The sequence below is a fragment of the Gemmobacter caeni genome (genome assembly GCF_003054195.1).
In the GTDB taxonomy this organism is placed as follows: Bacteria; Pseudomonadota; Alphaproteobacteria; order Rhodobacterales; family Rhodobacteraceae; genus Gemmobacter; species Gemmobacter caeni.
This window is the reverse complement of sequence record NZ_QBKP01000015.1, coordinates 1-17,598: the sequence shown is the minus strand read 5'-3', so window position 1 is coordinate 17,598 and position 17,598 is coordinate 1. Positions and strand designations below refer to the sequence as shown.

The following is a 17,598-nucleotide window of genomic DNA, read 5'->3' as shown; positions in this document are numbered from 1 at the left end:
CGGTCAATGCGACCGGGCCTCGATATCTCGCGGCAGCGCCTTTGACGGGGGGTCGCTCCCCCCGGCAAAGGCCCCCTGTCCCGGGGCAGCTCAGACCGCTTTTTTCAGCGCTTCGATGAGATCGGTCTTTTCCCAGCTGAAGCCGCCATCGGCTTCCGGTGCACGACCGAAATGGCCGTAGGCCGAGGTCCGGGCATAGATCGGGCGGTTGAGCTGCAGGTGCTCGCGGATGCCACGCGGGGTAAGATCCATCACTTCGGCCACGGCTTTCTCGATCAGCGCCTCGTCGACCTGTCCGGTGCCATGGGTGTCGACATAGATCGACAGCGGCTTCGCGACGCCGATCGCATAGCTGACCTGAAGCGTGCAGCGGTCGGCGAGGCCTGCGGCCACCACGTTCTTCGCCAGATAGCGGGCGGCATAGGCCGCCGAACGGTCCACCTTGGTCGGGTCTTTCCCCGAGAAAGCGCCGCCGCCATGCGGGGCTGCGCCACCGTAGGTGTCAACGATGATCTTGCGCCCGGTCAGGCCCGCGTCGCCATCCGGCCCACCGATCACGAATGTGCCGGTCGGATTGACCCACCATTCGGTCTTCCGGGTGATCCAGCCCGAGGGCAGCACTTCGCGGATATAGGGCTCCACGATGGCGCGGATGTCATCCGAGCTCTGGCTTTCGCTTTCATGCTGGGTCGACAGCACGATCGATGTCACTTCGACCGGCTTGCCGCCCTCATAGCGCAGCGAAAGCTGCGATTTGGCATCGGGGCGCAGCGTCGGTTCCTGACCGGATTTGCGCACCTCGGCCAGTCGGCGCAGGATGGCATGCGAATACTGGATCGGCGCCGGCATCAATTCCGGCGTCTCGCGGCAGGCATAGCCGAACATGATGCCCTGGTCGCCCGCACCGTCGCGGTCCACACCCTGCGCGATATGGGCCGACTGCTTGTGCAGGTGGTTCTTCACCTTCAGCGTCGCCCAGTGGAATTCATCCTGTTCGTAGCCGATGTCCTTCACGCAGTCGCGGACGATCTGCTCGACCCCTTCCAGCATGTCTTTCAGCTTCTTGCGGTCGGACAGGCCAACCTCGCCCCCCACGACGACGCGATTTGTGGTGGCGAAGGTTTCGCAGGCCACGCGGGCATTCGGTTCTTCGGTCAGGAAAGCATCGAGAACCGCATCGGAAATCCGGTCGCACACCTTGTCGGGGTGCCCCTCGGAAACCGATTCCGAGGTGAAAACATAATCAAGTCTGCTCATGGGGACGTGCTCCGTTGATGTATCCCCGCCACGCCAGGAAGCCGTTGTGACGGTTCGATGCCCCGGGTTATGCCTCGCCCGGCCCACAGTCAAGCAGAAGGGTGCGCACGGCGTCTTGCAAGGGTCAGGGCGAGTCCCCCTAGCAACAGCAGGAACGGCATCATTCCGTAGCGGCTGTAGGGGGTCGGCGGCAGGGCACCAGGCAGCGCCGCATCCAGATAGCCCGGCCTGCCGAACGGCAGTTCGGCGGTGACGCGGCCCCGCGCATCCACCATCTGTGTCACGCCGGTATTGGCCACACGCACCAGCGGCAGGCCCTGTTCCACCGCGCGCAGCCGGGCTTGCGCGGCATGCTGGAACGGGCCGGTCAGCGTGCCGAACCAGGCGTCATTGGTGATCTGCAACAGCCAGCCCGGCCGTTCCGGGGCGGCATTCACCTCTTCGGGGAAGACCGCCTCATAGCAGATCAGCGGCATCGCCTTGCCCAGTGGCCCAAGGTCAAGCACGCGCGGCCCTGGCCCGGCGGCATAGCCATAACCCTGCCGCGCGGCGAAGGCAGAAATGCCGAACAGCCGCCATGCCAGATCGCCGAAGGGCAGATATTCGCCAAAAGGCACCAGATGCGCCTTGTCATAAATCGCGGTCTGGTAGCCATCGGGGCCCAGCACGGCGAGGCTGTTATAGGCGGCGGCACCCTCCACCCGCTGCACCCCGAGCGCGACCGGCACGCCGCGCGCAGCCTCGGCCACGCCCAGCGCCGCATCACCGCCGGGCGTATAAAGATAGGGCAGCGCGGTTTCTGGCCAGATCACCAGATCTGGGCGGGGCTCGGCCGCCGTATAGCCGGTCTGAAGCCGGTACAGCCGCTCGGCCTGGGCCGGATCCCATTTCAGGCTTTGTTCGGCCGCGGGCTGTACCAGCCGGAAGGTCAGGCCCGGCGCCGCCGGATCGGGCTGCGCCAGTTGCCAGACTCCGCCGCCCCAGACCATAGCCAGCAGCAGGGCGGCGGCCAGCGTGCCCCTGCCCCGCGCCATCACCGGCAAAGCCGCCAGAACCAGCGTCAGCAGTGTCAGGCCATCGGCCCCGGTCAGCGCTGCAAGCTGCGCCACCGGCGTGTCGATCCAGATATGACCCGGCTGCGCCCAGGGGAAGCCGGTGAAAACCACGCCGCGCAGGGCCTCGGCCCCGGAAAGGCACAGCGCGAAGGCCAGAGCCTGCCGCGCGGTGGTGCGCACCAGTCGGGCAGCAAGCCCCGCGGCCGCGCCCCAGAACAGCGCCAGCCCCCCGGCCATCAGCACCAGCGCGAAGGGCGCCATCCAGCCATAGGTTTCCGGTTCCACAAAGAAGGGCTGCACGATCCAGCTGAGTGCTGCGGCAAAATAGCCGGTGCCCGCCGCCCAGCCCCTTGCCGCCGGGCGCCCGGCTGTCACCTGCCAGACGATCCCGGCGAAAGCGGGCACGGCCAGATACCATGCCCCCAGCGGCGCCTGACCAGAGGCCGCCAGTACCCCCAGCCCGAAGGCGGGGGCAAGGTCACGCCAGCCCCGCACCCCCATCAGCCCCCGTCGGCCGGAGCCGGGACCTCGGGCAGCCGCAGCCGCAGCCGCTTGATGCGGCGCGGGTCGGCATCGACCACCTCGAACTGAACGCCGGTCTCGTGGGTCACGATTTCGCCCCTTGCCGGAACCCGGCCGGTGCGCAGAAAGACCAGACCACCCAGCGTGTCGATCTCGCCATCGTCCTCGCCGGTGCGCAGACCCATGCCGATCTCGGCCTCCACCTCATCCATTGGTGCGGTGGATTGCATCAGCCAGACGCCGGGCTTTTCCTGCTTCCAGAGCATGCCTTCGGCCTCGTCATGCTCGTCCTCGATCTCGCCGATCACTGTCTCGATCAGATCCTCGATGGTGACCAGACCGTCCACGCCGCCATATTCATCAATGACCAGCGCCATATGGACACGTTCTTTCTGCATCTTCTGCAACAGTACATGCAGCGGCATCGACGGCGGCGCGTAAAGGATCGGGCGCAACAGACGCTTCAGGCTGAACCGTCCGCCCGCGCCAAAACCGTGCTGAAGCGCCAGATCCTTCAGCATCACAAGGCCCTGAGGATGATCCAGCGTGCCCTTGTAGACCGGCAGCCGGGAAAAGCCTTGGTGGCGGAAGACCTCGACCAGTTCATCCTTGCCGATATCCAGCGGGACCGCCGCGATCTCGACCTTCGGAATGGCCACGTCGTCGACCCGCAGCTTGCGAAGGTTCGCAAGCCCCGGAAGCTGCGCCGGTGCCGGGCTGAGCGCCGGCGCGGGGCTGTCGGGTTCGGTCACATCCTGCGGGGAAAAGGCCGACAGAAGCCGGCCAAAGAAACCTTTCTGGGCAGGATCGGAGCGAGACTCGCCCTCTTCGCCGGATGCCTCATCAGATGGCGCCTGTTGCGGCGCCGCGGTCGATCCTTCGTAACTACTGCCCATCTGTCCTTCTACCCGAATATCCTGCGCCGCAGCGCCTGCCCTAATATGGGTCCGCAATGCCAAGCGAGGCAAGTATCTGCCGCTCGGTCTCTTCCATCAAATTCGCGTCGTCCTCGTCGATGTGGTCATAGCCCAGCAAGTGCAGGACTCCGTGAACGAGCAGGTGCATGACGTGATCGTGAACGGTCTTGCCCTGCTCGGCCGCCTCGCGCGCGCAGGTCTCCCAGGCAATCGCAATATCGCCCAGCGGGGCGGGATCTTCCGGCGTTCCGGGCTCCGGCATCTCCGGAGCCTCACCCGCATATTCGCTGCCGCGTTCTTCGGATGGCCAGCTCAGCACATTCGTGGGCCGGGGCTTGTCACGGAATTCGCCGTTCAGCCCGGCGATACGCGCATCGTCACATCCCATGACGACGAGACCGTAAAGGTCAGGCGACATCCCAAGATGCGACAATGTGGCGCAAGCCGCAGCCATCGCGGCCGCATCCAGCCCGAAGGCTGTCCAGCGGTCATCCTCGATTACGATGTCGACGCATGTTTTCATGCGCGCCTCATAGGGCCAAGCCGGACAAACCGCAAATGCCTTTGATCATCTGTGGTGGTGGGAAAGCCCGATCCGGTGGCCCGGATCGGGAAGCTCAGCCCTGCGCCTCTTCGCGGTCATAGGCTTCGATGATCCGCGCCACCAGCGGGTGCCGCACCACATCCTTGGCGGTGAAGTAGTTGAAGCTGACGCCCTTCACCCCCTTCAGGATGCGTTCGGCATCCTGAAGGCCCGAGGCCACGCCGCGCGGCAGGTCGACCTGCGTGCGGTCGCCGGTGATGACCATGCGCGATCCTTCGCCCAGACGGGTGAGGAACATCTTCATCTGCATGGTGGTGGCGTTCTGCGCCTCGTCGAGCACCACGAAGGCGTTGGACAGCGTGCGTCCGCGCATGAAGGCCAGCGGCGCGATCTCGATCCGCTTCTCTTCCATCAGCTTCTGCACCTGCTTGGCCGGAAGAAAATCGTTCAGCGCGTCATAAAGCGGCTGCATATAGGGATCGACCTTCTCCTTCATGTCGCCCGGCAGGAAGCCAAGGCGTTCGCCCGCCTCCACCGCCGGACGCGACAGGATGATCTTTTCCACCGCCCCCGATATGAACATGGTCACGCCGACCGCAACAGCGAGATAGGTCTTGCCGGTGCCCGCCGGGCCGATGCCGAAGCCAAGTTCGTTGGCGAACAGATTGGCCACATAGGCCTTCTGCGCCTCGGTGCGCGGCTCGATCGGTTTCTTGCGGGTCCGCAGCTCGATGGAACCCGCCCCGAACATCTCGATCTGTTCGGCCCCTTCGCGTGGCGTTTCGGGCATCGGACGGCCCATGCGGATCGCCCCCTCGATATCGCCCGCCGTCACCGCGCGCCCCGCCTCCAGCCGGGCGTAAAGCGCATGCAGCACGGCCGCCGCCTGCTCGCGCGCGCCCTTCTCCCCGATAACCGACAGGCGGTTCCCACGTCGGAGGATATGCACCCCCATCTCATGCTCGATCTGCGCAAGGTTGCGGTCATACTCACCGCACAGATCAATCAGCAGCCGATTGTCGGGAAATTCCAGCGTCGTTTCCACAACGTCTTCGGCACGGGGCGGGGGGGTCAGCGCGCTGATGCCCAAATCATCATCCTTTGCGGTTCGAAGGCTTCCTGACTCAGAATCTGCGCCTCGAAGGTTAAGGAAACAAGACAAAGCTGTTCAAACTTTCACCACCGGCGGCCGAAATTGCAGATGTTGCACATTTCCGCCACACCACCGCTAGGGCTTGTATGTCCTGCGATAAAAAATGTGGCATCCGGCAAAAGGAAAGGGCCGCGACATCGCGCGGCCCTACCATATTCATATCCTGGCGCAGGCTGGTCAGTTACGGCCAGCGTAGGGCACATAGTCGCGCAGACCCGCGTCCTTGGTCTGGTAATTGCGCAGCACGGTGCCCGGCGGATAGTGATTGTTGCAGATCGGCAGGCCCGAAACCGGATCGAAGCGGCGGCCCGAATAGCCTTCGACGCCATCGTCGATGATCCAGCCCTGACAGCCGTCGGGATCATAGGCAATCGCCCCGCCCCCCGGTGCCAGCGGAATATTGTCGCGACCGCGATCCTGATTGGTGGCGATCACCGTATCGGGGCTTTGCCGATAGGGGGTGAGGCCATCGACACAGCCAGCCAGCGTGGTGATGGCAAGAAGGGCGAAGCCCGGAACGAAAACTTTGGTCATCCTGATCACCACCGATAGCAAACGACTTCGACGCGGCGGTTCTTCTGCATGCCCGCCGCCGTGCTGTTCGACGCGATGGGCTGGCGTTCGCCGAACCCGATCTCGCGCTCCACCATGGCCCCGACCGAACGGGCCACATCGGCCACGGCCTTGGCGCGGCGCTGCGACAGCTTGATATTGTATTCATCCGAGGCGCGGCTGTCGGTATGGCCATAGACCGCATAGCCGAAGGCCCCGGCCTGCTGGAAGAACTGTTGCAGATAGCTGCGGCCCGAGGCGGTCAGCTTGGCGCTGTCGGTCGCGAACAGCGTGTCGGTGTTCTGCACCATACAGGTATTGCGCTTCAGACAGACGGGTTTGCCGGTCTTCGGGTTCACCCGGTCCAGCATGTAGCCTTCAAGGCCGCCATCGGCCCACCAGTGCATGCAACCATCGTCATCGACCCACACGCCCCACTGGATCTTGCCGGCAATCTCGGGCGCCTGTTGCGCCTGGGCAGCCCCGGCCAGTCCGACGGCGAGTGCAACTCCCCCAATGATCATCCGCACTGCTTTGGAAATCGGTTCCACGTCGCAGCTCCCCTAATTCACACAAGACTTTCTTTAGTATTAAGCCAGAAATGCCGTTACTCTATTCTTATGTAAAGCAAAATATATGGTGTGCAGGGATGATGGCACACCAATTGTTGCGTGGGCACGCGCCAAGCCGGAACGAATCGTGATATTGGTGCCGCTGCGGAAACCGCCGGTCAGTCGCGCAGAGGCTCCCCCGCCAGCGAGTTAGGCGCGGAGCCGGTGATGCGCACCCGCACCAGTTGTCCGGGCTTGCCAAGGGAATCAGTCACATGCACCGCATGCAGGTGGTCGGATTTGCCCACCATCTGCCCCGGCAGACGGCCCGGCTTTTCATAAAGCACGCCCACCTCGCGGCCCACCATGGCCATCTGCGCCGCGCGCTGCTGTTCGGTGATCAGCGCCTGAAGCGCCTGAAGCCGGGCATCAGAGACCTCGGCCGGAAGCTCCGGCTTCTCCGCTGCGGGCGTGCCGGGACGGGCGGAATATTTGAAGCTGAACGCCGCGCCAAAGCCGACCGCGCGGATCAGATCCATCGTCGCCTCAAAATCCGTATCGGTTTCGCCGGGGAAGCCCACGATGAAATCCGAACTCAGCAGAATGTCGGGACGCGCAGCCCGGATACGCTCGATCAGCCGCAGATATTGCTCGGCGGTATGCTTGCGGTTCATCGCCTTGAGGATGCGGTCGCTGCCCGATTGCACCGGCAGATGCAGGTAAGGCATCAGCTGGGGCACCTCGGCATGGGCGGCGATCAGGTCGTCATCCATGTCATTGGGGTGGCTGGTGGTATAGCGCAGCCGGTCCAGCCCGTCGATTGCCGCCATCTCGCGCAGAAGACGGCCAAGCCCCCAGGTGCCACCCTCGCCCGCACCGTGATAGCCGTTGACGTTCTGCCCCAGCAGGGTGATTTCGCGCACCCCGCGCGAGACCAGATCGCGCGCTTCGGCCAGAAGACGCGCCGCCGGGCGGCTGACCTCGGCGCCACGCGTATAGGGCACCACGCAGAAGGCACAGAATTTGTCACAGCCTTCCTGCACGGTCAGGAACGCCGTCGGCCCGCGCAGCGCCTTGCGCTGCGGCAGGTGGTCGAACTTGTCCTCTTCGGGGAAATCGGTATCGACAACCTTGCCCTTCGCCTCGACCATCTCGGGCAGGCGGTGATAGCTTTGGGGCCCGACCACCAGATCGACCAGCGGCATCCGCTTCAGGATCTCCTCGCCCTCGGCCTGCGCCACACAGCCCGCCACACCGATCTTCAGATCGGGTTTCGCCTGTTTCAGCGGACGCAGCCGCCCGAGGTCGGAATAAACCTTTTCCGCCGCCTTTTCGCGGATGTGGCAGGTGTTCAGCAACACCATATCCGCCTCTTCCGCCACCTCGGTCGTCACATAGCCCTTGGCGCCCAGCGCCTCGGCCATGCGCTCGCTGTCATAGACGTTCATCTGGCAGCCATAGGTCTTGATGAACAGCTTCTTCGGCGCCTCCGCCCCTTCGGCGGTGGCAGTGGCGGAAATCTCGGTCGGCTGTTCGGTCATGGGCGGCCCCCTTCGGCTAGGCGGTTCTTCTAACGAAATCTGCCCTGCCACGCAACAAAGGGGCAAAGGCTTGCAAAGGCGGCGGTCTTCGCAGAATCTGCCGACAGTTTGCAGTGACAGCGGAAAGTGTTACGGAATGCGCTATGGCAGTCTGGCGGAATTCAGATCGACCAGCGACAAGGTGCTGGCCAAGGGGCCGCTGGCGCTGATCTTCGCCGAAGATACCGTCGAGCTGGACAGCACGTTGCGGCACCATCTGAACAGCGGTTTCCGGCAGGTTCTGCTGTTCGCGCATGAAGAAATGCCTGTGTCGGAGGATCTGGAAAACCGCATTCACCGCATCGACCACGATGTCCATGCCGATGATGCGGTGCCCGAAACCGTCAATGCGATCAACGATGCCGCACCGGCCGGAACCTGGCTGTATTACTGCTTCAATGCCGAATACCTGTTCTTCCCGTTCTGCGAAAGCCGCACTGTCCGCGACCTGCTGACCTTCCAGACGGAAGAGCGGCGCGACACGCTGCTGACCTATGTGATCGACCTCTATGCCGGCGATCTGAACCGCTATCCCAATGCGGTCTCGCTGGAAGATGCGCATCTGGACCGTTCAGGCTATTACGCGCTGGGACGCAAAGATCCCGACAAGAACTGGGAGACCAAGGAACGGCAGCTGGATTTCTTCGGCGGCCTGCGCTGGAGGTTCGAGGAATATGTAACCTGGACCAAGCGCAAGATCGACCGCGTCTCGCTGTTCCGCTCGCGGCCCGGCCTGAAACTGCGGTGGGATTTCACGTTCAATGACGAGGAATACAACACTTACGCCTGCCCGTGGCACCACAACCTGACCGCCGCAATCTGTTCTTTCCGAACCGCAAAAGCGCTGAAAACCAACCCCGGCTCACGCTTCTCGATCCACGATTTCCGCTGGCGCAACTCGACTGAGTTCCAGTGGCACAGCCAGCAACTGATGGATCTGGGGCTGATGGAACCGGGCCAGTGGTTTTGAAACGGCGCCTCTGACCTGTCACCTGCCGCCAAACTCGTCGCGATTGACGGGTTCGGGCCGCATTCACCATTCAAGGCTGGGCGTCCGACTGCGGAAAATTGCCGAAACGGCGGGTCACCGCGTTTGCTCCCAGCCCGTCTGCGGCGGGTGCCTGGGTCCGCCGCGGCGTCGACCAGGCTGCAAAAGAACAGCGTTCCGGGCGGTCGACTATTTCAGCGGCCTGCGAAAGCGGGGGCGGCAGCGCAAGGCGCAGCAGTTGCCCGACGCGTTCAAAGGGCAAGCCGCTGATGCAAGACCAGTCTTCTGAAATGATCTGGCGGCGTGCCACCTGTCATCCCAGCAGCCGGGCCGCCAGCGCGGGCAGGTCGGCGTAACGGTCCAGCATCGCCTCCGGGGCCAACCGCGCGATGGCCGGCCCTTCGGGGCCGAAACTGACCAGAACGCAGGGCACACCGGCAGCGGTGGCGGTCTTACGGTCGGTTTCGGTGTCGCCGATGAGGATTGACCGCCCAGGATCGCCGCCCGCGCCGCGCACGGCAGCCAGATAGGGCGCAGGGTCGGGTTTGCGCACAGGCAGCGTATCGGCGCCGATCAGGCTGCCGAACAGGCCCCGCACCCCGAGCCGGGTCATCAGCGTCTCGGCCAGGCCTTCGGGCTTGTTGGTGCAGATCGCGGTGGCGTAACCGGCGGCGCGCAGCGCCTCCACCGCCTCGGCAGCACCGGGATAAAGCCGGGTGTGGGTGTCGATCCCCTCGGCATAGGCCGCAAGAAGCACCGGGTATTGCGCGTCCACCGCCGCCTCATCCACGCCGCCGATGCGGGAAAATCCCAGCCGCAGCATCGCCCGCCCGCCGTGGAACGCGGTCAGCGCATCTGCCATCGGGTCCAGCAGATCCCCGTGACCAATGCCGCGAAAGCAGGCATTCGCCGCCGCCACCAGATCGGCGGAGGTATCGGCCAGCGTACCATCCAGATCGAAGACCACCGTTTTCATCTGCCTGCCTCTCCTGAAACCTGTCGAAAGGATGTGTGAAGGCGCATGGCTTGCGCGCCCCGGCCATCGGGTTAAAACGGGCGCATCGCCAAGGAAAGAGGTCTCATGCCTGTCTCTCTCGTCATTCTTGCCGCGGGGCAAGGCACTCGGATGAATTCGGATCTGCCGAAGGTGCTGCACCGTGTTGCGGGTGCGCCGTTGTTGCATCATGCGATGCAGGCGGGTGCGGCGCTGTCGCCGGAGCGTGTGGTGGTGGTTGCCGGGCACGGGGCGGAGGCGGTCTCGAAGGCGGCGCGGGCCTGGGACGAGGCTTGCGGGATCGTGGTGCAGGCCGAGCAGCTGGGCACCGGGCATGCGGTGGCGCAGGCGGCCCCTGCCCTTGCGGGTGTATCGGGCGATTGCGTGGTTCTGTATGGCGACACGCCCTTCATCCGTCCCGAAACGCTGGAGGCGATGCTGGAGGCGCGCGCGCGGCATGCCGTGGTGGTGCTGGGTTTCGAGGCGCGTGATCCGGGGCGCTATGGCCGGCTGATCGCGCAGGGCGAGGCGCTGGAGCGGATCGTCGAGTTCAAGGATGCGACCGAGGCGCAGCGCGCGATCACGCTGTGCAATTCCGGCGTGATCTGCGCCGATACCGCGCTGCTCCTTGATCTGGTCGGCACGCTGGGCAATGACAATGCGGCAGGCGAATATTACCTGACCGATGTGGTGGAACTGGCCCGCCGGCGCGGGCTCTCTGCCGGGGTTGTCACCTGTGACGAGGCGGAGACGCTGGGCGTCAACACCCGCGCCCAGCTGGCCGAGGCAGAGGCCGCCTTTCAGGCCCGTGCCCGCGCCGAAGCGCTGGAAAACGGCGTGACGCTGACCGCGCCGGAAACGGTGTTCTTCGCGCTGGATACCGTGGTGGGGCGCGACGCGATCATCGGGCCGAATGTGGTCTTCGGCCCCGGTGTCACCATTGAAAGCGGCGCCGAGATCAGGGCCTTCTGCCATCTGGAGGGCTGCCATGTCAGCCGCGGCGCCGATGTCGGGCCGTTCGCGCGGCTGCGCCCTGGCGCCGAGCTGGCCGAGGATGTGCATGTCGGCAATTTCGTCGAGATCAAGAATGCCATTCTGGAAGAAGGCGTGAAGGTCGGTCACCTGACCTATCTTGGCGATGCCGATGTGGGCGAAGGCACCAATATCGGCGCGGGCACGGTGACCTGCAATTACGACGGGGTGATGAAGCATCGCACCCGCATCGGCAAACGCGCCTTCATCGGGTCCGACACCATGCTGGTGGCGCCGGTCACGGTGGGGGACGGGGCGCTGACCGGCTCGGGCTCGGTCATCACGGCGGATGTGCCGGCGGGCGCGGTGGCGCTGGGACGCGCGCGTCAGGTGGTGAAGCCCGGGCTGGCCCCCAAAATGTTTGAAATGTATAGATCGATCAAAGAAAAACGGCAGAAGGACGCCAAGTAATGTGCGGTATTGTCGGGGTTCTGGGAAACCACCACGTTGCACCCCTCCTGGTCGAGGCGCTGAAACGGCTGGAATACCGCGGCTATGACAGCGCCGGGATCGCCACGGTGAACGAGGGCCGGCTGGACCGCCGCCGCGCCGTGGGCAAGCTGGTGAACCTGTCGGACCTGCTGGTGCATGAGCCGCTGGCGGGCAAGGCCGGCATCGGCCATACCCGCTGGGCCACCCATGGCGCGGCGACGGTGGCCAATGCCCATCCGCATCGCGCCGGCAATGTGGCGGTGGTGCATAACGGGATCATCGAGAATTTCCGCGAATTGCGGGCCGAGCTGACGGCGGCGGGTTACAGTTTCGAATCCGAGACCGATACCGAGACGGTGGCCCTGCTGATGCGGCACGAGCTGGCGCAGGGCGGCACCCCGGCCGAGGCCACTGCCCGGCTTCTGCCGCGCCTGCACGGCGCCTTTGCCCTGTGCTTCCTGTTCGAGGGCGAGGAGGATCTGATGATCTGCGCCCGCAAGGGCTCGCCGCTGGCGATCGGGCATGGCGACGGCGAGATGTTCGTGGGGTCGGATGCCATCGCCCTCGCGCCGATGACCGACCGCATCACCTATCTGGAAGAAGGCGACTGGGCGGTGATCACCCGCGCGGGGGCCGAGATCTTCGACGCCCGCAACGCCCGCGCCAACCGCGCCATGGCCCGCATCCAGGTGGATGCGACCCGGATCGAGAAGGCGGGCTACAAGCACTTCATGGCCAAGGAAATCGCCGAACAGCCGGTGGTGCTGGCCGATGCGCTGCGCCATTACCTGCGCGAGGACGGGCTGAACCTGCCCGCCGGGGTGGATTTCACCGGCGTGGACCGGCTGACGCTGGTCGCCTGCGGCACCGCGCATTACGCCTGCCATGTGGCGAAATACTGGTTCGAAAGCCTCGCGGGCCTGCCCTGCGACATCGATATCGCATCCGAGTTCCGCTATCGCGAGCCGCCTTTGTCGGACCGCGGCTGGGCGGTCTTCGTCAGCCAGTCGGGCGAAACCGCCGATACGCTGGCGGCGCTGCGCCATGTGCAGGACAAGGTGGCGCGGACGCTGGCGGTGGTGAATGTCACCACCTCCTCCATCGCGCGGGAATGCGACGTGACGCTGCCGATCATGGCCGGGGTCGAGGTCGGGGTCGCCTCGACCAAGGCCTTCACCTGCCAACTGACGGTGCTGCTGACCCTGGCGCTGAAGGCCGCACAGGATCGCGGGCGTCTCGATGCCGCGCAGCTGGCCACCCGCCTCGCGGATCTGCGGCTGCTGCCGGGGCTGATGAACGCGGCCCTCGCGCTGGCGCCCGAGATCGAGGGGCTGGCGGAAGAGCTGGCCAAGGCGCAGGACGTGCTGTTCCTCGGCCGGGGGGCGATGTATCCGCTGGCGCTGGAAGGCGCGCTGAAGCTGAAGGAAATCAGCTATATCCATGCCGAGGGCTATGCCAGCGGCGAGCTGAAACACGGCCCCATCGCGCTGATCGACGCCAGCGTCCCGGTGCTGGTGCTGGCCCCCCGCGATGCGCTGTTCGAAAAGACCGTGTCGAACATGCAGGAAGTCATGGCCCGCCATGGCCGGGTGCTGCTGCTCTCCGACCAGCCCGGTATCGCCGAAGCCGGCGCAGATTGCTGGCGCTGCCTCACCCTGCCCCGCGTCCCCGACCTCCTCGCCCCCATCCTCTACGCCGTCCCCGCCCAGCTCCTCGCATACCACACCGCAATCGCAAAAGGCACTGACGTCGACCAGCCCAGAAATCTGGCAAAATCCGTAACGGTGGAATGATGGCAAAGCAGTTCGACGGCTTCACCGAGGATCACCGCGCCTTCATCGCGGAACAGCCGCTGTTTTTCGTGGCGACAAGCGCACCGGGCGCGCGGCTGAACCTCAGCCCCAAGGGGATGGATTCGTTGCGGGTGACCGGGGCGAACCGCCTGCTCTGGCTCAATGTTACCGGCTCGGGGAACGAGACGGCGGCGCATCTGCCGCTGGACCCGCGTATGACGGTGATGTGGTGCAGCTTCGGCACCCGGCCGCTGATCCTGCGCGCCTACGGCACGGCGCGGGTGGTGCATCGCGGCGATGCCGACTGGCCCGCGCTGGCGGCTGAACTGCCGGATGTACCCGGCGCGCGGCAGGTGTTCGACATGGCGGTGGAGATGGTGCAAACCTCCTGCGGTTTTGCCGTGCCCTTCATGGAAGCCCCGCGCGAGCGCCCGGTGCTGCGCAACTGGGCCGAACAGAAGGGCGAGGCCGGTCTGGCCGCCTATTGGGATGAAAAGAACCGTAAATCCATCGACGGTTTGCCCACCGGTATCGGCGCCAATCTGGGCGAGGATTAACCGCCTGACAGAAGCGCGCGGATCTGGCCGTCCAGCGCTGCGATGGCCGGGTTCGGGCAAGTGGCGACATAGCGGATTTCGCGGCCCGGCCCGGTGTAAAGGATGCTATCGGCTCCGTAATCCTCGCAAATCCCGGTCTTGAGCTGCGATTTCGGAATCGGATGGGCGAGGATGTGATCCCGCGCTGCCGCGAAGGCACCGGGGCGCAGTTGCTTCACCGTGCGCGTGCTCTTGTCCGAGAACGGGCCTGAAATCGCGGTCACCGCCCTGTCATCCGGGGTCAGCACAAGACGGGTGGAGCCGGAAAATGCCCCGCCGCTGGAAAGCTCGATCCGCTCGCCATCGGCGGGTGGTTCGGGCGGCACACAGGCCGCAAGGGCAAGACAAAGCGAAGCTGCGGGCAGGTGGCGCATCGGACCCTCCGTCATTACGGGCAAAGCATCCGCCCGCCCTGCCCTGCCGTCAAGGGGCGCGACAAAACTCTGGCCTTCGCTGCCGTGGCTGCTAGATCGGAAGGACCAGACAGGAGCCGCCGATGATCGACACCGCCACCGCCCTTGCGCAACTGGAAGCCGCCGCCGACCCGGCAAAAGCTCCGGAGATGGCGGCCTACCACAAGGCCGCGCGGCATTATCTGGGCGTGACCGTGCCCGAGATCGACGCGCTGGCAAAGGCCTGGCGCGAGGAGGTGACGGCAGAGGAACGGCTGGCGCTGGCCGAAGGTCTGTGGCGGAGCAATGTGCATGAGGGGCGCGTTGCGGCGGCGAAGCTGCTGACGCAGGCGCGCATCCGACCCGATGACGCGGTCTGGGACATGATCTGTGGCTGGGTGCCCGAGTTCGACGCCTGGGCGATTGCCGATCACGCCTGCAAGGCGGGCGAAAAGCGGGTGATGGCCGATCTTTCGCGGCTCGACACGGTGGAAAGCTGGACCCAAAGCCCGCTGATGTGGCAGCGCCGTGCGGCTCTGGTCATCACCCTGCCCCTGACCAAGCTGAACTTCCCCAAACCGGCAGAGCTTGAGGCGCGTGAGCGTGTACTGGGCTGGGCGGCGGGTTATGTGCCGGACGGCGACTGGTTCATCCAGAAGGCCATCGCCTGGTGGCTGCGCGACCTGTCGAAACACGATGCGGGACGGGTCGAGGCGTTTCTGACCGAGCATGGCGCCGGGATGAAAGCCTTCGCCCGGAAAGAGGCGGCGAAGCATTTGCCCCGATAAGGCTCAGCCCAGCGTCCAGCGGGTCAGCACATCGGCGCCAACCGGGGTGGTTTCAATACGCCGCAGGCGTGGCGCTTCGGCCAGTGCGGTCAGGCCCAGCGGACCAAGCGCCGCGCGCCCCTCGGCCCCGATCAGCGCCCCGGCACCGAAATGCGCAAGTTCGTCCACCAGACCGGCACGGATCATGGCGGCAGCCAGATCAGCGCCGCCCTCACAAAAGATGCGGGTCAGGCCGCGCGCGGCCAGCGCCTGCATCGCGGCGCGCAGATCGGCGTGGCCGTCGGCCTCGGGCACCGCGATCAACTCGGCCCCCGTGGCGGCCCATGCACCGCGCGCGGCCTCCGGCGCGGCCTCGGTATGGATCAGCCAGACCGGCACTTGCCCCGCGCTGCGACCAAGACGACTGTCGGGGCTATGGCTCAGGCGGCTGTCGATCACAAGTCGCACCGGCTGCCGCACGGCGCCCATGTCGCGCACCGTCAGGTCGGGATCGTCGGCCCGCGCAGTGCCGGACCCCACCATCACCGCGTCATGGCGCATCCGCATGGCATGGACGGCACGCCGCGCCTCTGCCCCGGTGATCCAGCGGCTTTCACCCCTGGCCGTGGCGATACGCCCGTCCAGCGTGGTGGCGAGCTTCAGCGTGACGAAGGGCAGCCCCTGTTCAACCCGTTTCAGGAACCCGGCCTGAAGCGCGCGCGCCTCAGCCGCACAAACCCCTTCGGTCACCGCAATCCCCGCCGCGCGCAGCATGGCGTGCCCCCGCCCCGCCACACGCGGATCGGGATCGGTCAGTGCCGTCACCACGCGCGCCACGCCAGCGGCGTTCAGCGCCTCGGCACAGGGGGGGGTCTTGCCGTGATGGGCACAGGGTTCCAGCGTGACATAGGCCGTCGCGCCCCGCGCCGCCTCGCCTGCCTGATCCAGTGCCCGGCGTTCGGCGTGGGGGCGGCCGCCCGGCTGGGTCCAGCCGCGCCCCACTACACGGCCCCCACCGGGGCCGTTGGTCACGATCACACAACCCACCGCCGGATTGGGCCAGGTATTGCCCAGTCCCCGCGCTGCCAGCGCGAGGGCGGATCGCATGTAGGCCGCGTCGCTCACTCCTCGGTCTTTTCCTGCGCGGGACGCAGTTCCGAGACGAATTTGTCGAAATCGTCGGCGGCCTGGAAGTTCTTGTAAACGCTGGCAAACCGCACATAGGCGACCGTATCGATCCGCGCGAGGCTTTCCATCACGATCTCGCCGATGATGCGCGACGAGATGTCCGTCTCGCCCATGCTTTCCAGCCGACGCACGATGCCCGAGATCATCTGGTCGATGCGTTCGGGGTCGATGGGGCGCTTCTGCATGGCGATGCGAATGGACCGCTCCAGCTTGTCTCGGTCGAAATCCTCGCGCTTGCCCGAGGTCTTGATGACCACGAGGTCGCGAAGCTGCACACGTTCATAGGTGGTAAAGCGGCCGCCGCAAGCCGGGCAAAAGCGCCGTCGCCGGATCGAGACGTGATCCTCGGCGGGGCGGCTGTCCTTCACCTGGGTGTCGATATTGCCGCAGAATGGGCAGCGCATGGCCGTCCCCCTTGTCCTGTCTGTTCTGCCTCGTGATCCGGGGTTCACCTTGGCTTTGGGCCCCAGTTATCCACAGACCCTAGCGCAGAACCCCAGCCTTCGCCCAGAGGCAATTTTGCGACACTGCATCTTGATGCGTCAGACTGTGGCGCAACGGACTCAGCGAGTGCAGCGTGACTGTAGCGTGACTGTAGCGTGACGGCTGTTGTAGCGTGACGGCAAAAGCTGCAGAGTTTTACAGCAAATCCTGCAGCAGAACGATTTTTTACCTCAACCGTCAAAGGGTGCTGCAAAGCCCCGGTTAACGCCAGCCCTCAAATCGCCAGGCCTGCCATCGCCGCGCCGACTTCCTCAGGTGCCGTCGCGGCGTCGATTGCGGCGCGGGTGGTGAGGCGGAGGGCCTCCAGATCGGCGGCGGTGCTGCGCCAGAGGGTGGCGAGGTTGAGCCAGATCTGCGCGAGGCTGGCGCCATCGGGGGCGGTGATGCCCAGCTCGGCCGAGAGCAGCGGATAGGCGGCGGGGTCCGGTGTGGGATCGGCCATCCAGGCGCGGGCCTCTGCTTCCTTGGCGAGATAGATCATGCTCTGCCCGGGCAGATCGGTGATCAGCGCGGCGCGGGCGGCGGTGACGGCCGCTGCCAGCGTGACACGGGCCTCGGCTTTGGCGGCCTCCAGCGCGGCTGCGGCGCGGGCTTCGGCGGTGATCGTCCTGCTCCAGTCGATGCTCATTGCGTGGCCTCCTCAGGCGTGTAGCTCGGCAGCGGGATCGGCCCGTCTGCCGTGACGATGATCGGCTCGGGATGCGTGATCACCCGCGCCTCGGGCGGTGCGTACAGCGGGATCGGCCCATGCGGCAGGATCAGGGTCAGGCGGATCTTACCG

General features: G+C 65.6%; 19 protein-coding genes and 1 riboswitch. Of the genes, 5 read left to right on the top strand and 14 right to left on the bottom strand.

What is annotated here, in order from left to right:
• Positions 1 to 90: 90 nt before the first annotated feature.
• The 8 genes from metK to miaB all read right to left on the bottom strand — a co-directional run bounded on the left by metK (position 91) and on the right by miaB (position 8,092).
• Complete coding sequence (gene metK / locus C8N34_RS19075; RefSeq protein ID WP_108130116.1) at positions 91 to 1,257, bottom strand: methionine adenosyltransferase; 1,167 nt, start codon at positions 1,255 to 1,257, stop codon at positions 91 to 93.
• A 7-nt stretch (positions 1,258 to 1,264) separates the two neighbouring features.
• Positions 1,265 to 1,313: riboswitch (SAM-SAH riboswitch) on the bottom strand.
• A 33-nt stretch (positions 1,314 to 1,346) separates the two neighbouring features.
• Positions 1,347 to 2,813 (bottom strand): apolipoprotein N-acyltransferase, encoded by a 1,467-nt coding sequence (lnt, locus tag C8N34_RS19070; RefSeq protein ID WP_108130115.1) that lies wholly within the window; start codon positions 2,811 to 2,813, stop codon positions 1,347 to 1,349.
• Entirely contained in the window at positions 2,813 to 3,730 is a 918-nt protein-coding gene (locus tag C8N34_RS19065; protein ID WP_108130114.1) for a transporter associated domain-containing protein, read from the bottom strand. Before C8N34_RS19065 ends, lnt begins: the two co-directional genes overlap by 1 nt.
• Before the next feature lie 40 nt (positions 3,731 to 3,770).
• Complete coding sequence (gene ybeY, locus C8N34_RS19060) at positions 3,771 to 4,274, bottom strand: rRNA maturation RNase YbeY (RefSeq protein WP_108130113.1); 504 nt, start codon at positions 4,272 to 4,274, stop codon at positions 3,771 to 3,773.
• Between the two features lie 94 nt (positions 4,275 to 4,368).
• On the bottom strand, positions 4,369 to 5,385 hold the full coding sequence (locus C8N34_RS19055) for a PhoH family protein (RefSeq protein ID WP_054302642.1): 1,017 nt from the start codon (positions 5,383 to 5,385) through the stop codon (positions 4,369 to 4,371).
• Positions 5,386 to 5,625: 240 nt separating this feature from the next.
• Positions 5,626 to 5,982, bottom strand: coding sequence for a hypothetical protein (locus C8N34_RS19050; RefSeq protein ID WP_145693653.1), 357 nt, complete (start codon positions 5,980 to 5,982; stop codon positions 5,626 to 5,628).
• A 5-nt stretch (positions 5,983 to 5,987) separates the two neighbouring features.
• Complete coding sequence (locus C8N34_RS19045; protein WP_229825443.1) at positions 5,988 to 6,551, bottom strand: OmpA family protein; 564 nt, start codon at positions 6,549 to 6,551, stop codon at positions 5,988 to 5,990.
• 179 nt (positions 6,552 to 6,730) lie between these two features.
• On the bottom strand, positions 6,731 to 8,092 hold the full coding sequence (gene miaB / locus C8N34_RS19040) for a tRNA (N6-isopentenyl adenosine(37)-C2)-methylthiotransferase MiaB (protein ID WP_054302640.1): 1,362 nt from the start codon (positions 8,090 to 8,092) through the stop codon (positions 6,731 to 6,733).
• Between the two features lie 136 nt (positions 8,093 to 8,228).
• Here miaB and C8N34_RS19035 point away from each other — a divergent pair, with 136 nt between their 5' ends.
• Entirely contained in the window at positions 8,229 to 9,101 is an 873-nt protein-coding gene (locus C8N34_RS19035) for a glycosyltransferase family 2 protein (protein ID WP_108130112.1), read from the top strand.
• A 70-nt stretch (positions 9,102 to 9,171) separates the two neighbouring features.
• Here C8N34_RS19035 and C8N34_RS19030 read toward each other — a convergent pair whose 3' ends face one another.
• Positions 9,172 to 9,429: a hypothetical protein gene (locus tag C8N34_RS19030; RefSeq protein WP_108130111.1), complete on the bottom strand. Its 258-nt coding sequence runs from the start codon at positions 9,427 to 9,429 to the stop codon at positions 9,172 to 9,174.
• A 3-nt stretch (positions 9,430 to 9,432) separates the two neighbouring features.
• Positions 9,433 to 10,095, bottom strand: coding sequence for an HAD-IA family hydrolase (locus C8N34_RS19025; protein WP_108130110.1), 663 nt, complete (start codon positions 10,093 to 10,095; stop codon positions 9,433 to 9,435).
• A 105-nt stretch (positions 10,096 to 10,200) separates the two neighbouring features.
• Here C8N34_RS19025 and glmU point away from each other — a divergent pair, with 105 nt between their 5' ends.
• From glmU to C8N34_RS19010, 3 genes are read left to right on the top strand one after another with little or no spacing between them, the layout of a single operon-like run.
• A complete protein-coding gene (gene glmU, locus C8N34_RS19020; protein WP_108130109.1) occupies positions 10,201 to 11,556 on the top strand; it encodes a bifunctional UDP-N-acetylglucosamine diphosphorylase/glucosamine-1-phosphate N-acetyltransferase GlmU in 1,356 nt (451 codons plus the stop codon).
• The gene (glmS, locus tag C8N34_RS19015) at positions 11,556 to 13,370 is read left to right on the top strand and encodes a glutamine--fructose-6-phosphate transaminase (isomerizing) (protein WP_108130108.1); all 1,815 of its coding nucleotides are present in this window, start codon (positions 11,556 to 11,558) and stop codon (positions 13,368 to 13,370) included. The genes glmU and glmS overlap by 1 nt, the downstream gene beginning before the upstream one ends.
• The gene (locus tag C8N34_RS19010) at positions 13,370 to 13,927 is read left to right on the top strand and encodes a pyridoxamine 5'-phosphate oxidase family protein (protein ID WP_054302683.1); all 558 of its coding nucleotides are present in this window, start codon (positions 13,370 to 13,372) and stop codon (positions 13,925 to 13,927) included. The genes glmS and C8N34_RS19010 overlap by 1 nt, the downstream gene beginning before the upstream one ends.
• Here C8N34_RS19010 and C8N34_RS19005 read toward each other — a convergent pair.
• On the bottom strand, positions 13,924 to 14,340 hold the full coding sequence (locus tag C8N34_RS19005) for a hypothetical protein (protein WP_108130107.1): 417 nt from the start codon (positions 14,338 to 14,340) through the stop codon (positions 13,924 to 13,926). The genes C8N34_RS19010 and C8N34_RS19005 overlap by 4 nt on opposite strands.
• Positions 14,341 to 14,462: 122 nt before the next feature.
• Between C8N34_RS19005 and C8N34_RS19000 the strand changes: the two genes are divergently transcribed.
• Complete coding sequence (locus tag C8N34_RS19000; RefSeq protein WP_108130106.1) at positions 14,463 to 15,146, top strand: DNA alkylation repair protein; 684 nt, start codon at positions 14,463 to 14,465, stop codon at positions 15,144 to 15,146.
• Between the two features lie 3 nt (positions 15,147 to 15,149).
• Here C8N34_RS19000 and ribD read toward each other — a convergent pair whose 3' ends face one another.
• The 3 genes from ribD to C8N34_RS18985 form a co-directional block, all read right to left on the bottom strand.
• Positions 15,150 to 16,232, bottom strand: a complete 1,083-nt coding sequence (ribD, locus tag C8N34_RS18995; protein ID WP_108130173.1) for a bifunctional diaminohydroxyphosphoribosylaminopyrimidine deaminase/5-amino-6-(5-phosphoribosylamino)uracil reductase RibD — start codon at positions 16,230 to 16,232, stop codon at positions 15,150 to 15,152.
• A gap of 14 nt (positions 16,233 to 16,246) precedes the next feature.
• Positions 16,247 to 16,717, bottom strand: coding sequence for a transcriptional regulator NrdR (gene nrdR, locus C8N34_RS18990; RefSeq protein ID WP_054302633.1), 471 nt, complete (start codon positions 16,715 to 16,717; stop codon positions 16,247 to 16,249).
• Between the two features lie 314 nt (positions 16,718 to 17,031).
• Entirely contained in the window at positions 17,032 to 17,445 is a 414-nt protein-coding gene (locus C8N34_RS18985) for a hypothetical protein (RefSeq protein ID WP_108130105.1), read from the bottom strand.
• Positions 17,446 to 17,598 lie beyond the last annotated feature (153 nt).